This is a genomic window from Corynebacterium mendelii (assembly GCF_017307055.1).
Classification (GTDB): domain Bacteria; phylum Actinomycetota; class Actinomycetes; order Mycobacteriales; family Mycobacteriaceae; genus Corynebacterium; species Corynebacterium mendelii.
Map to the genome: position 1 here is coordinate 76398 of NZ_JAFLEQ010000011.1, position 14736 is coordinate 91133.

General features: G+C 65.8%; 10 protein-coding genes and 1 tRNA gene. 9 read left to right on the top strand and 2 right to left on the bottom strand.

All coding sequences use genetic code 11. The features are described 5' to 3' along the window. Positions 1 to 141 precede the first annotated feature (141 nt). Positions 142 to 225, bottom strand: a tRNA-Leu gene (locus JZY06_RS06895). A gap of 336 nt (positions 226 to 561) precedes the next feature. Between JZY06_RS06895 and JZY06_RS06900 the strand changes: the two genes are divergently transcribed. From JZY06_RS06900 to crgA, 8 genes are all read left to right on the top strand, one after another. Then, complete coding sequence (locus JZY06_RS06900; protein WP_377769083.1) at positions 562 to 1563, top strand: DUF3662 and FHA domain-containing protein; 1002 nt, start codon at positions 562 to 564, stop codon at positions 1561 to 1563. Positions 1564 to 1749: 186 nt separating this feature from the next. After that, positions 1750 to 2205, top strand: coding sequence for an FHA domain-containing protein (locus tag JZY06_RS06905; RefSeq protein WP_207278823.1), 456 nt, complete (start codon positions 1750 to 1752; stop codon positions 2203 to 2205). Further along, complete coding sequence (locus JZY06_RS06910; RefSeq protein WP_207278824.1) at positions 2202 to 3887, top strand: PP2C family protein-serine/threonine phosphatase; 1686 nt, start codon at positions 2202 to 2204, stop codon at positions 3885 to 3887. The genes JZY06_RS06905 and JZY06_RS06910 overlap by 4 nt, the downstream gene beginning before the upstream one ends. 7 nt (positions 3888 to 3894) lie before the next feature. Then, complete coding sequence (locus tag JZY06_RS06915) at positions 3895 to 5277, top strand: FtsW/RodA/SpoVE family cell cycle protein (RefSeq protein WP_207278825.1); 1383 nt, start codon at positions 3895 to 3897, stop codon at positions 5275 to 5277. Continuing rightward, the gene (locus tag JZY06_RS06920; RefSeq protein WP_207278826.1) at positions 5274 to 6740 is read left to right on the top strand and encodes a penicillin-binding transpeptidase domain-containing protein; all 1467 of its coding nucleotides are present in this window, start codon (positions 5274 to 5276) and stop codon (positions 6738 to 6740) included. The genes JZY06_RS06915 and JZY06_RS06920 overlap by 4 nt, the downstream gene beginning before the upstream one ends. Beyond that, positions 6737 to 8494 carry a serine/threonine-protein kinase gene (locus JZY06_RS06925; protein WP_242516792.1) on the top strand — a complete coding sequence of 586 codons (1758 nt, stop codon included), beginning with the start codon at positions 6737 to 6739 and terminating at the stop codon, positions 8492 to 8494. The genes JZY06_RS06920 and JZY06_RS06925 overlap by 4 nt, the downstream gene beginning before the upstream one ends. Next, entirely contained in the window at positions 8491 to 10512 is a 2022-nt protein-coding gene (gene pknB, locus JZY06_RS06930; RefSeq protein ID WP_207278827.1) for a Stk1 family PASTA domain-containing Ser/Thr kinase, read from the top strand. Before JZY06_RS06925 ends, pknB begins: the two co-directional genes overlap by 4 nt. A gap of 137 nt (positions 10513 to 10649) precedes the next feature. Further along, the gene (gene crgA / locus JZY06_RS06935; protein WP_207278828.1) at positions 10650 to 10913 is read left to right on the top strand and encodes a cell division protein CrgA; all 264 of its coding nucleotides are present in this window, start codon (positions 10650 to 10652) and stop codon (positions 10911 to 10913) included. A gap of 121 nt (positions 10914 to 11034) precedes the next feature. Here the strand turns inward: crgA and JZY06_RS06940 are convergent, their stop codons facing one another. Then, positions 11035 to 11553: a 4'-phosphopantetheinyl transferase family protein gene (locus tag JZY06_RS06940; protein ID WP_207278829.1), complete on the bottom strand. Its 519-nt coding sequence runs from the start codon at positions 11551 to 11553 to the stop codon at positions 11035 to 11037. 391 nt (positions 11554 to 11944) lie between these two features. On the opposite strand from JZY06_RS06940, the gene JZY06_RS06945 reads away from it, so the two are divergent. Beyond that, positions 11945 to 14545 (top strand): AMP-binding protein, encoded by a 2601-nt coding sequence (locus JZY06_RS06945; protein ID WP_207278830.1) that lies wholly within the window; start codon positions 11945 to 11947, stop codon positions 14543 to 14545. Positions 14546 to 14736 lie beyond the last annotated feature (191 nt).

Consider the following 14736-nt stretch of genomic DNA (forward strand, 5'->3'; position numbering starts at 1 on the left):
GGCGCCGCGGTGCGGGGGAACCGGGCAGTGCGAGCTGCCGGGTTTGCCCGCACCCCGTATCCCGGCCCAAAGATTCAGGGCAACGTGAAACACCCCGGCCGGAACCATCTAGTGGTTCCGGCCGGGGTGGTGCACATGCTGTGGGCGAAGGGGGACTTGAACCCCCACGTCCTAGAAGGACACTGGCACCTGAAGCCAGCGCGTCTACCATTCCGCCACTCGCCCGAGTGTTGGACTCCGCGTGGAGCGGTTAAAAACATATCACGCAGATGCCCACCACCACCAAATCAGCGTATGTTTTGGCAGGTGGAAGGCCATGGGGGAGGGATGGAACGGGGATCGCGGGCACGTATTTCGCCGGGTTTTTCCGCCGTGCGTGTTGTGTTGCCGGGTCCTGTGCCACCTATACTTCGCAGCAACACCGTGCGGGAGATTCCCGGCAACGTTGACAGATCAATCCATGACCGGATGCGGCGGTGGACGGTCGGTACTGTCCCATCCGGGAATTCCGGTGTCCCTTCCATAACCTGCCGGGGATCGCAAAAGGAGCGTGAACGCGACGTGTCAGTACGCAAGTACTTCACCAATTTCGATCAGAAACTGCAGAGAATGGACCGTAAACTGCAGCGGCGGATGACCAACAGTTTCGCTTTTTTGATGGGCGGGAAAATCGTTGTCAGCGAGTTTGAGCAGGCGCTGTGCGAGGAAATGGCCCACAACCGGGTGGTGGGTGCCGGCGGCACCGAAGTACCCAACGTGTTCCGGGCGCAGGTGTCGCCGAAAGATTTCGCCAACCTGGTCTCGGTCAATCCCGGCTTGGCGGGTAACTGCGCCGACATGCTGTCGCGTCTGGCCCGCAACGAAGGCTGGAGCAGGGCGGGGGCCGTGGTGGTCAGCATTGTCGAATCCCCGAAGCTGCGGACCGGCCAGTTGAACTGTGAGTCACACACCGATCCCGCCCCCGCGGCCGCCAGTGCTTTCATCGACGCCGACGGCACAGTGGTCGGCGGCACCGCCGTCACCCCGCCGCAGCGTGACCACCGGCAGGTTCCGTCCGTGCCGGGTCGGCCGGCCGTGCCGGAGGCGCCACTTGACGGTGGTGCGGCCACCTACCGGGGCGGGCGACTCTATCCCGCCGACCCGGCGGCGGGTCCCGCCGGACTGGCCGGGGGACACCCGGCCCAGCCCGGGCACACCGGCGGCGGCATGCCGGCCCCGGCCAGTCCCACGGGCGCCTACCCGCCGGAACCGGTCAGACATGCGCCGACGGTGACACTGCTGTTGCAGGACGGATCCTCCCGCACATATCTGGTGATGGAGGGCGCCAACATCATCGGCCGTGCCAGTGATGTCGATTTCCGTCTGCCCGACACCGGGGTGTCCCGGCGGCACGCCGAAATAACCTGGGACGGCCGGGATGCGGTGCTGGTGGATCTGCACTCCAGAAACGGCACCATGGTCAACAACATTCCCGTTGACAACTGGCAGCTGGCCGACGGGGATGTCATCACCATCGGCCACTCCTACATTGAAGTGCGCATCACCGGTGAAACCGGGATGTAGACCGGCCCGCCCGTCAAAAGTCCGCCCGCACCCGGCCTGCCGGGTTGTTGCGGCAGCTGCGTCGGCATGCCGGCGGTGGTTGTTCGGCTAATCTGGGTGTGGTGTCTGTGCCGGGGCACAAGGGAAGACCACAGAAGTGCCCGGCCGCCGTTTTTGGCTTTCGTTACCGACGAGGGAGCTTGACATATGGAATCCAACATCGTGCTGTTGGCGCTGAAATTCGCCCTTCTGGCACTGGTGTGGCTGTTTGTGCTGGCCGCTGTCGTCGGCATGGGGAAGTCGTTTTCTTTCGCCCCCACCACCGGCGGTGGGGGCGGCAGAAGCAAAAAGCAGCCCACCGAAATGGTGGTGCTGACCGGCCCGCACGCCGGAACGAACCATCAGCTGTCCGCCGAGGGCACCCAGACGGTGATCATCGGCCGCGATCGCGACTGCCAGGTCTCATTGCCGCAGGACGGTTTCATCTCCCAGCAGCATCTGCAGCTCACGCGGGAAGCCAGCGGCCGCTGGTCGGCCCGTGACCTGAATTCCCAGAACGGAACCATCATCTACCCGGCCCCGGGGCAGACGCTTGCGGGATCAAGGCCTGTGACAGCCGGTACCGAATTTCTGATCGGCGAATCGCTGGTGAGACTGACATGAGCGTGAAACTCTTCTACGCCATCCGCTCCGACAGGGGGCTGGTGCGACGCAACAACGAGGACTCGGCCTACGCCGGGCCCCATCTGATCGCGCTGTCCGACGGGATGGGTGGCCATGCCGCCGGGGAAGTGGCCTCCGCGCTGATGATCGAGCAGATCAAAAAACTGGATGCCGATCACGGCGACAACGACATGCTGGCGCTTCTGGGGTCGGTGGCCGATGACGGCAACCGGGCCATTGCCGCCGGGGTGCGCAATGATCCTTCCACCGACGGGATGGGCACCACATTGACCGCCCTGCTGCTCGGCGGCGATGAACTGGCGATGATCCATGTCGGTGATTCCCGCGGCTACCGGCTGCGCGACGGCAAGCTGGAGCAGATCACCGTCGATGACACCCTGGTGCAGAAGATGGTGGAGGAAGGTTCCCTCACCCCCGCGGAGGTCTCCGACCATCCGCAGCGCTCCATGCTGCTCAAGGCCTACACCGGCCGACCCGTGGAGCCGCTGCTGACCAACCTCGGTCCCCGGGTCGGCGACCGGTACATGATCTGCTCCGACGGGTTGAGTGACCCGGTCAGTTTCGACACCATCGAAACAGCCATGAACCAGGCCCCCAGCCCGCAGGCCGCGGCCGACCGGCTGGTGGAGCTGGCCATGCAGGCCGGCGGGCCGGACAACATCACTGTCGTTGTCGCCGACATCGTCGACGATGAGACTGCCGGTGATGATCCGCTGCCGGTGACCCCGCTGCTGGTCGGGGCGATCAACCCGGATGACCCGGAAGTACCCCGCCCCGATACGGCGGCGGGCCGTGCCGCGGAACTGGCGGCCCGCACCCCGCGGGAAATCCCGCCCGCCCCTGATGGCCCGCACCCGGATCTTCCCGTCATTGCCGCCCCGCCGCCGCTGGCGGCCGGGCCCGGCAGCGGGAAAAACAACCCCCGCTCCCGCCGCGGCCCGCTGGTGGTGCTGGTTCTGGCGGTGGTGCTGCTGGTGGTGGCCGCCGCGGGGTGGGCGATCTCCGACAGGTTGTCCAACGACTATTTCGTGACCACCAACAACGAGGCGATCGTCATTGACCAGGGTGTCGACCAGGTGGTGTTCGGCCGTAGTTTGCACCACCGCTACCAGGCGACCTGTCTGGACACCACCGGGCGGGTGTCCCTGATTGATCCGGCCGCCGCCGACGGCGACGCCGCGGCTCTGCCGGACGGCTGCAGCCTGTTCACCCTGTCGGATCTCGCCGCCGCGGACCGCGGGGCGGTGGCCACCCTCACCGGCGGCAGCTATGACACGGTTGTCACCCAAATCCAGCGGCTGGCCGACCGGGCGCTGCCGGTGTGCGTGACCCGCACCCCGGCAACGACCACCACTGAACCGAGTGCCGCGACCACCGCCGCGGAAGAATCCGCCACAGGCGAACCCACCGCCACAGGGGAAGAACCCGCCGCGGAAGAGACCACAACCACAGGGGAAGAACCCGCCACAGAAGAGACCACCGCCGCTGATGCGACTGCGACCGACGCACCGTCTGAGGGTGAACCCACCGACGCCGCATCGGCCACCACCACCGGTGAACCGTCGGCGTCCCCGTCGGAAACCGCAGCCGCAACCGCGACCAGCACCAACCGGTCCGGCAGCAGGACACAGCCCGGAATCGATTGCCGGGAGGTGAACTGAAAAAGCCGTGACGTATCTGAAACGACTTGCCGCCCGCCGCACCGAACGGCTGCTGTTTGTGCTGGTGCTGGCGATTGTGGCGGCAGCTGCCACCGCCACCGGCGCCAGTGTGACCTCCCCGCACTACAGTCTCGACACCCGCTGGTTCATCATCGCCTGCGCGGTCACACTGCTGGTGGTCCACCTGGTGATCACCGCTGTTGTTCCGTCCTCCGACCAGATCATCATGCCGTGTGTGGCCCTGCTCAACGGGGTGGGCATCGTCATGCTCCACCGGCTGGACGCGGCTTCCCTGGATAGGGCGGATCGCAACCCGCAGTACATTCCGGTTGTGGCCGGCCCGTCACAGCTACGGTTCACCCTGCTGGGGTTGGTGGTGTTTGTCCTGGTGGCGGTGGTGGTGCGCAATGGCGCGAAGCTGGCAGGCTACGCGAATCTGCTGGGTTTGGCCGGTCTGGTGATGCTGCTGGTGGCCCTGCTGTGGCCGGGTGACCGGCTTGATGACACCACCCGGATCTGGATCTCCATCGGGGGGCGCAGCATCCAGCCGGGCGAGTTGGCGAAAATCCTCCTGATCATCTACTTCGCCTATTTCCTCAGCGAGCACCGGCATTCCTTCAATCTGGCGGGAACGAAAAAGTTCGGGATTGTCTTCCCCCGGCTGCGCGATGTCGCCCAGGTGGTGGTGTTCTGGGGTGTGGCGATGGTGATTTTGGTCTTCCAGAACGATTTCGGCCCGGTGCTGCTGCTGTTCGGTACCGCGGTGGCGATGCTGTACATGGCCACCGGCCGCACCAGCCTGGTGGGTCTGGGTTTGGTGCTCATCGGTGTCGGCGGGTGGATCATGTACCACGTGTCGGAGAAAATCCAGCAGCGCATCCAGGGCCTGGATCCGCTGTCTGACCCGACCAACACCACCTACCAGGCGGCGGAAGCAATGTTTTCCTGGTCGTGGGGCGGGTTGACCGGCACCGGTTTGGGGCGCGGCTGGCCGCAGGATGTTCCGGTGGCCCACACCGACTTCATTCTCACCGCCTTCGGTGAGGAAACCGGTCTTGCCGGTGTCAGTGCCCTGATTGTCGTCAGCACCCTGATTGTGGCGCGCGGCCTGGTGGCTGCGCTGGCGGCCGCGGATCCGTTCAGCAAACTGATGGCCGGCGGTTTCGCGGTGATCATGATGATCCAGCTGTTCACCGTGGTGGCGGGTACGTCCGCACTGCTGCCGATGACCGGTTTGACCACACCGTTTGTCAGTGCGGGCGGATCGTCACTGGTGAGCAGCTATATTCTGGTGGCGCTGCTGATGCGGATATCGGATACCGCCTACCGGGGGCACCGCCGCCCCGCGGCCGCGCGCAGGCCGGCCACGGTGATGGGGGGCGGGCAGTGAACAGATCGATCCGTGCTGTGGCCCTGGTGTGCATGCTGCTGCTGGTGGTGATGATCGGCAGCCTGACCCGGGTGCAGGTCATTGCCCGTGACACCTATGTCAGCAACGAATACAACAAGCGCGCCACCTACGAGATGAAGTCGGTGCAGCGGGGTGCGATCACCGCCGGCGGGCTGGTGCTGGCGGCCTCCGAGAAAGGCCCCGACGGGTTTTTCCACCGCACCTATCCCACCGACCTGACCGCCTACGGGCCGGTGGTGGGGTTTGCCTCCGACATCTACGGGCTGTCGGGGCTGGAGAAATCCCACAATGCGGTGCTGTCGGGCAAAAACCTGGGCACCTCAGTCAGCGGAATCAGGAACTATCTGTCCGGCAAACCGACGGTGGGGGCCACCGTGGAGCTGACCCTCAACCCGCAGGCGCAGACCACCGCCTACCGGATGATGGCGGAGAAAAACTTCACCGGCGCGGTGGTGGCGCTGCGCCCGTCGACCGGGGAAGTGCTGGCCATGGCATCAACCCCGTCGTACAATCCGGCGCTGCTCGCCGACCCTTCCACCGCCCGGGACACCTGGCAGGAGTTGACCACCCCGCCCCTGGCGGAGAACAAACCCCTGGTCAACCATGCCACCCAGATTGTTCTGCCGCCCGGATCCACATTCAAGGTCATCACCACCGCGGCAGCGTTGGCCAGCGGGCGCTACACCCCCGAGTCGCGGCTGACCGCCGCGTCCTCGATCACGCTGCCCGGATCAACCGCCACCCTGGAAAACTACGGGGGCGAGCACTGCGGCCCGGAGGCCGACACCAGTCTTCTCAACGCCTTCCAGCGTTCCTGCAACACCGCTTTCGCCGAACTGGGGGTGGCTGTCGGGGACAAGGATCTGGTGTCGATGGCCGACCAGTTCGGGGTCACCGACACCTATGATCTGGGCCTGCCCTACCAGCCGGGCACCGTGGGGGATCTGTCGCAGGATTCGGTGCGCGCCCAGTCGGCGATCGGCCAGCATGATGTGGGTATGACGGTGCTGGAAAACGCGGTGGTGGCCGCCACCATCGCCAATGGTGGTGTCCGCATGGAACCCCATGTGGTCTCCCGTGTCCAGGCCCCGGATCTGTCACCGGTTACGGTGACCAAACCAAAGGAGTTGTCCCGGCCCGTGAGTGAACAAGTCGCCGAACAAATCACCCAGATGATGCTGGCCAGTGAACGCTTCTCCGGGGGGCGCAGTGGTCTGGCCTCGAAAACCGGCACCGCCGAACACGGTGTCGATTCGCGTTCCTCCGCACCGCACGCCTGGTACATCGCTTTTGATCCGGGCAAGGACGTGGCGGTGGCCGTGGTGGTCGAAAACGGCGGCGACCGTGGCCGGGAGGCCACCGGCGCCACGGTGGCCGCCCCCATCGGCCGGGCGGTGATCGCCGCGGCGGAAACAGTCCCGGCGGGTGGTGGTCAGTCATGAGCGATCACCCGGAGCAGACCCTGGGGCGGGAACAGCAGCAGCTGCAGGCCCTGATCGGTGACGACTACCGGCTGCAGTTCATTATCGGCCACGGCGGCATGGCCACGGTGTGGCTGGCCCACGACATGCTGCACGGCCGGGATGTGGCGCTGAAAGTGCTGCGCCCGGAATTTTCCGACAACCACGAATTTCTGTCGCGTTTCCGCAACGAAGCCACCGCGGCGCGGGCAATCGAATCAGTCAACGTGGTCAAAACCTACGACTACCGGGAGGTCACCGCCCCGGCGGGCAACACGTTCTGTTTCATCGTCATGGAATACGTGCGCGGTGAATCCCTGGCCGATCTGATCCACCGCCGCGGCAAACTCGAAGAACCTTTGGCTTTGGATGTCATTGAGCAGGCCGCCCACGGCCTGGCGGTGATCCACTCCATGGGCATGGTGCACCGGGATGTCAAACCCGGCAATCTGCTGATCACCGAAGACGGGACGGTGAAAATCACCGACTTCGGCATCGCCAAAGCCGCGGCCGCTGTCCCGCTGACCCGCACCGGCATGGTGGTCGGCACCGTGCAGTATGTCTCCCCGGAGCAGGCCCAGGGCACCGATGTGGATCCGGCCAGTGACGTCTACTCCCTGGCTGTGGTCGGCTTCGAACTGCTCAGCGGCCACCGGCCGTTCAGCGGCGATTCGTCGGTGAGTGTGGCCATCGCCCACATCAACACCCCCGCCCCGCAGCTGCCCGGATCGGTCACCGACCACACCCGGGAACTGATCGGTTTGGCGCTGCGCAAGGATCCGGCCCGCCGCTACGCCGACGGCGGTGAATTCGCGCAGGCGATCTGCGCGGTACGCATCGGCCAGCGGCCGCCGCTGCCGCATGCCGCCGCGGTCGCCGACACCGCAGCGCCGTCCCACCCGGCCGACCCGGAAGCCCGGCTGGCGCTGGGCCGGGCGACCGTGCCGACGACCACCTACCCGGAGGACCGCCGGCCCGGCGGGCGGGCCATGCCCGCCGCCATCCGCCCGGCGGTGGTCGAATCCGGCGGTTCGACCGGGAAACTGTGGGTCCTGGTCGCGGTCCTGGTGGCCATGGCCCTGGCGGTGGCCGCCATCGCCTATGCGGCCACCCGCCCCCCGTCAACCCCCACCACCCCGCCGGTGACCCACCTGCCGCCGGTCACCGGCGCCCCCACCGCACCGCCGGCGCCGGTCACCCCGACCGAACAAGCCCCCACCACCACCGACAGTGATGCGGCCCGCCGGGAGGAACAGCAGCGCCGGGAAGAAGAACAACGGCGCCGCGAGGAACAGCAGCGCCGCGAGGAACAACAGCGCCGCGAGGAACAGCAGCGGCGGGAGGAACAGCAGCGGCGCCGGGAAGAAGAGCAGCGCCGGGAAGAAGAACAACGGCGCCGCGAGCAGCAGTCGTCGGCGGTGGCAACCACCCGGAATATCACCACCACCGTCACCGTTCCCCCGGTCCAGCCCCCGACCAGCCAGGCCAGCCCCACCAGTCGGCCCGCCGCGACAGCCACCGGCGGTGCTGCCCCGTCGGCGAGCACCCCGCCGGCCCCGTCGGCCACCGGCGGTGCTGCCCCGTCGGCGACCGGCGCTGACCGGGCGCCGGGCGCATCCGGCCAGCCGGAGCGGACCGGCGTGTCCGGGCCATCCTCGCGCGGCACCGGTACCGGCAACACTGACAATTCCGCCGACGGCGCCGACGGCGCCCGCGCCCCCGAGGAGGCGTTGTGACAGACAATCTTCTGGCCGGCCGCTACAAGCTCGGGTTCATCATCGGCTCCGGGGGGATGGCTGATGTCTACGCCACCACCGACACGATGCTGGGCCGCGATGTGGCGGTGAAAATGATGCGCTCGAACCTGGCCAGTGACGAGGTGTTCCGGGAACGCTTCCGCCGGGAGGCGCAGAACGCGGCAAAACTCAACCATGACGCGATCGTGCAAATCTATGACACCGGGGAAACCGACATCAACGGCGTCCAGGTGCCCTATATCGTCATGGAGCGTGTCCAGGGCCGCACATTGCGCGACATTGTCCACGAGGACGGCCCCTACACCCCGGTGGACGCAGCCAAAATCCTGCTGCCGGTGTGTTCTGCGCTGCAGCATTCCCACGAGCAGGGCATTGTGCACCGCGACGTCAAACCCGCCAACATCATGATCACCAACACCGGTGACGTGAAAATCATGGACTTCGGCATCGCCCGGGTCACCGGCGATGCGGCCGCCTCCATGACCCAAACCCAGGCGGTGATCGGTACCGCCCAATACCTGTCCCCGGAACAGGCCCGCGGCAAATCAGCAGACGCCAGATCCGATGTCTACGCCCTGGGGTGTGTCCTCTACGAGGCGGTGACCGGCAACCCGCCGTTTGAGGCCGATTCACCTTTCGCGGTGGCCTACAAGCATGTGCAGGAAAACCCGGTCCAGCCGTCGACACTGATCCCGGATTTAAGCCCCACAGCGGCCGTCAACATCGACTCGGTGGTGCTGACCGCCATGGCGAAAAACCCGGCCGACCGCTACCAGTCGGCCGCGGAACTGGGCAAAGACCTGCAACTGGTCAGCCGTAACGCGGTCAGCTTCGCGGCGAAAGCCCACCTGGCGCCAGCCGCCGGGAACCGGCACGGCGTGGCCAACCCGATTACCGCCGAAACAGCCGCCGTCACCGTGGTGCAGCGGTCGGTTCCCGACCACCACAGCCACCACGCCCCCGACGGCGGGCACCCGGACGGCCCGCCCGGGCCCGGTGCCCCGGCCCCGGCCGGCCGGCACGCCGCCGAACCCGTCCCGGCCGAGTCCGGCCGCACCGGCGGGGTGCTGACAGCTGTCATCGGTGTGCTGGCAGTCACCGTCATCATTGTCGGCGCGTTTTTCACCTGGGACTATCTCACCGGGGGGCGGGAAACAACCGCCACCATCCCGCAGCTGGCGGGCCACAGCCAACAGGATGCCACCACAGATCTGGAAAACCTGGGGTTGGTGGTCACCGCCACCACCGAAGCCTCCCCGGATATTGCCGAAGGCGCCGTCATCGCCACCAACCCGGGGGCCGGTTCCCAGCTGAAAACAGGATCCACGGTGGTGATCAGTGTCTCCTCGGGGCAAACCCTGACCACGGTACCCAGCGTGAAAAACCGCACCACCGAAGTCGCGGCCACCATACTGGAGCGCGCCGGGCTGCTGCTGGATACCGAAGTGAGGGAAGAAACCAGCGACACCGTCGCCGCCGGGCGGGTCATCGACCAGGATCCGTCCCCCACCGAGCAGGTGGCCAAAGGATCAAAAGTCACCATCACCGTCTCCACCGGGGCCGGCACCCAGCGGGTGCCGGTGATCACCGGGCAGAAGTGGCAGCAGGCCGAATCCAATCTGATCGCCGCCGGATTCACCCCGGTGGTCCAAAACATTGACTCCGAGCTGCCGGAAGGCACCGTCGTCGACTGCGAACACGAAGGCACCGACCAGCCGACGGGTTCGTCCATCGTGGTCAAAGTATCCAACGGGCTGCTGGTGTCGATGCCCGATCTGACCGGCATGAATCCCGACCAGGCTTTCCAGGCGCTGCGGGCGGCCGGGTGGATCGCCCCGCAGACCTCACTGCTCAGCCAGCCGGTACCCACCGGATCCCTGGTGGAATCCGGGCTGATCCAGTCACAGACCCCGCTGCCCGGCGACATGCTGAAAAACGACGGCCTGGTCAGCATCCGGGTCGGCTCCTTTGATCCGCTGGCCGCCTTCGGCAACTAGCGCCTCCCGCAGGCATGCCGGCGGGTGGTTTTCCCCGTGTTAGATTGGGGTGCGCTAGTCTTTTACACACAACACAGCCCCCGCGTGATCTGCGTCGGGGGCCCTGTGCCGAAAAACAAACTCTAGGAACGATCCCCATGCCCAAGTCAAAGGTTTCCCGCTCTTCGATGCCCCAGTCGGGTTCGATCAACCGGACCCCGGTGAAGATCAATTCCTCCGGCACGCCGCTGTGGTACAAGATCCTCATGTTCGGTTTCATGCTGGCCGGACTGTTGTGGCTGGTGGCCAACTATCTGGTGGGCCCGGACATTGCGTTCATGCGGGAACTCGGCCCGTGGAACTACGGCATCGGTTTCGGGCTGTTCATCGTCGGCCTGCTGATGACCATGGGCTGGCGCTGACCGCCCGCATCAGCTTGGGCGGTCACACCCCGGTGGCCACGCGGGTTCCACCGGGCGCCCGCCGGATCCTTGTCCGGGGCGGCCATGTCCCGCCCGGCGCCGCGGTATCCGGGACTGTGGATCACGGTGCGGTCTGCTGCTTGCCCAACAGGCGGGCAATGAGCCTGTCACCGTCCCGGTGCACCACAGTCATGCTGCTGTGAGCCGGTGTGGTCCCGCTGGTCGGCCACGCCACAGAAGCGGCGTAACGGCCGGTACCGCGGCCGGCTGGAATGACCAGATCAGTGGTGGCCACTTGTCCTGCGGTGGCCACGGCATGCTGCGGCCACGGGCAGACGGACACACCGGCGCAGGCCAGGGTTGCGGTGGCATCCCGGATTCCGCGCAGTTTCACCACCGCTTCCCGACGGGTCCAGAGGTGGGGGTTGGTTGCGCCTGTGGTGCCGCGGATATCCCCGGCATGGTCGACATCGATACCCACCGGCCAGTCTGATACAGCCACCACCACCAGGCTGCGGGCATGGCTGACCGAAACGAAACGGCTGCGGGCCACCACCGCCCCGTGGCTGCGGGAGGCGCACTCCGGGCACAGTCGTGTGCTGTCCGGGGCAAGGGCATCCACCAGGACCTGGGCCACCATGCGCCGACCCCGGTCAGAGGGCTGGGTGAACTGTTGTATCCGCGTGCTGTCAGCGGGCCGGAGCAGGGTCTTAAGGCGGATGTCCGCGCTGTGGAGACAGGCCCACCAACAAGTGACGGTTGGTGGCTCAGTCGCAGCGGTCAACGGGCCCCTACCTCCTTTAAGTCCTTGTTAAGAAAGGGGGATCAATGCGGTGCTGGAGAATCCTTTTCGCAGCTGGACCTTGAAGAACAGCTGTGCACCGGCCTTGTTTAGGGTAACCGAACCGTCTATATTGAGGCTATTGTTCTCCGGCCACGCATACTGACGGTGTGGTCGCCCCGTATGGTCATCCGCCCCTTTGTCCCCTTTTCGTGAGATTGCAGCTTTTTTAACCGACGTGTCTTCTTCTGTGAGTACCACCTGCCCGACCGTGACCGATTGTTTGACCGGCACCGGAGATCCGGGCGATCCGGCACTGATCGCAGATGATGGTGCAACAATCACCTACGGCCAGCTGGCCGATCTGGTGGACAGGGCCTGCGCTGTGCTGCCGGTGGACGTCAAACTGCTGGTCCATCTGCCTTTCCACCGCACCACCGGCTGCATCATCGCCTATCTGGCGGCGCTGAAAACAGGACATGCGGTGCTTCTCACCGCACCGGATCCGGGGCAGTATGAGCCGGTCACCGACCGCTATCCGGCTGATGTGACAGTCACCGCCGACGGGTGTTTCCTGCTCGGCGACGGCTCCGGGGAGATAACAGCGGACTGTGCCGTGACCCCCCACCACGACATTCACCCGGATACCGCGGTGCTGATGTCGACATCGGGGACCACCGGCTCCCAGAAACTGGTCCGGTTGACCGGAACGAATATCGTCGCCAACGCCACCGGGATTGTGCAGGCACTGGGCATTACCGCCGCCGACCGGTCACTGACTGTCCTGCCGCCGCACTATTCTTTCGGCCTCAGTGTCGTCAACACCCATCTTCTGGCCGGCGCCAGCCTGGTGGTCGGCAACTACGGTGTCACCGACCCGGAGTTTTTCACCCGTGTCCGACAGCTCGGGGTGACCAACTTCGGCGCCGTCCCGCACATGCTGGACCTGTTGCGTGCCACCGCGCCGCTTCCGGCGGCAGCCGGCGCGCTGCGCCTGATCTACCAGGCGGGCGGGAAGCTTGACAGGCACAAAACAGTGGCCTGGGCCGGTGATTGTGACCGGCTGGGCATCGATTTCCGGGTGATGTACGGGCAGACGGAAGCCACCGCCCGGATGACGGTGATGAAAAAAGGGTGTGCCGCCACCCATCCCGATGCGGCCGGGTATGTTCTTGACGGCTGTTCGATGACGGTGCGTGATCCGGCCCCCGACGGCACCGGGGAGCTGGTGTTCGAAGGGCCGAATGTGATGATGGGCTACGCCCACACCCCGCAGGATCTGGCGCTGGGGGTGATGATCGATCATCTGGACACCGGCGATGTGGGAACCGTCGATGATGACGGCCTGGTCACCATCACCGGGCGCAAAGCCGACTTCGTCAAGATCGCAGGGCTTCGCATCGAACTGCACCGGCTGCAGGAAATGCTGTCGGAGAAAGGCATCAACAGCCTGGTCACCGGTGATGACAGCGGCGTGCGGGTGCTGGTGGAGAAACAAACCTCGGTCACCGACGGCAGCGCCGGGCCGGCGGCGGTGAGAAAATTCCTGGTTGACCACACAGGTATTGATGCCGGGCATATCAGTGTCGCCGCCACCGGCGTGCTGCCGCGGCTGGCCAATGAGAAACCGGACCGGGCCACGGCCGACCGGATGGTCGCACAGATCACCGGGCAGGCTGAGAAAGCGGAACAGCAGCAGGTTGCGAGCCCGGAGAAACGTGTAGCCGGGCAACTGGAACGGATTCTGGGAGTCGACGGCATCGACTTCAACAAATCGTTTGCCGCCAACGGCGGTACCTCCCTCAACCAGGTGGCCGCCGCCGCGGCCCTGACGAAAGTATGCGGCACCCTTCCGGTGGGCTGGGCCAACGAACCGTTGTCCACGCTGCTGCCGGACACACATGTCAGAATGGCCCCCTGGAAAGCGGTGTGGATCGACAGCCCGGTCATCATCCGCATGGTGGCCGCGTTCACCATTGTCGCCAGCCACGCTTCGGTCATGGATGTCACCGGCGGCGCACATTCGCTGCTGATGGTCGCGGGCTTTGCCCTGGGCATGTTCACCTTGAGCAAAACCAGCCGGACACAGCGCCTGTCTTCTGTGCTCCGCACCATTGTGTCGGTGGCGGTCCCCGCCTCCATCGTCGCCACCCTGGGGGTGCTGTTCACCGGCACCTACGGCTTGTCCAATGCGCTGCTGATCCACTGGTTGTGGGAGTTTCCCGGATCGCAGCGCCACCTGTGGTTCATTGAGGCCTACATGTGGGATCTGGGGCTGATAGCCGGTGTGTTCTGCATCCCCCCGGTGGTCGGCTCCTACCGGCGGCATCCCTTCGCAACCTCGCTGGCACTTCTTGCCGTTGCCATCGGGTTCCGCTACGCGCTGGCATTCGACGTCGATATTTTGCGCTGGGATCCGGCTGGTGTGCTGTGGCTGGTGCTGCTGGGGCTTGCCGTGCTCAACGCCGACCGCTACCCGAAAAAGCTTCTGGTTGTGGCGGTGTTTGCGGTGGTGTCCCGGGACTACTTCTGGACTGAACAGCAGCGTTTCTATGTGTTCGTCGTCCTGCTGGTGCTTTTGTTTGTGCCCCGGCTTCCGGTACCCCGTATTCTGCTCACCCCGGTGACCCTGATGTCATCGGCCACGCTCTACATCTATCTGGTGCAGTTCGATGTGCTGGCCGTGCTCTCTTACGGCTGGCCGACGGTGATGGTGTCCATCCCGCTGGGAGTGGTGGTGTCCCTGGCCGTGAACCGGGTGCAGGCCAGGTACAGCTCTACCGTGGTGCGCCGCAGCCAGAAACCACAGCGGTTTCTCCGCGCCCACACCACATCATCCACGGCCGACTAAGCCACCGTCGGGTTGGCCGCCCGCGGGTGTTTCACCCGGGACAATGATCCTCCGGCAACCGGCACCGCGGAGAGCATGCGCGCGGCGTGCTGCCCGCGGCCTTAGGGGCGCCGCACAACCGTTGGCAGCGTCGCTAGGCGGCGCCACGAGATGTGCCGGGAGGTGGTCATTGGCTGCTGACCGACCGCAAC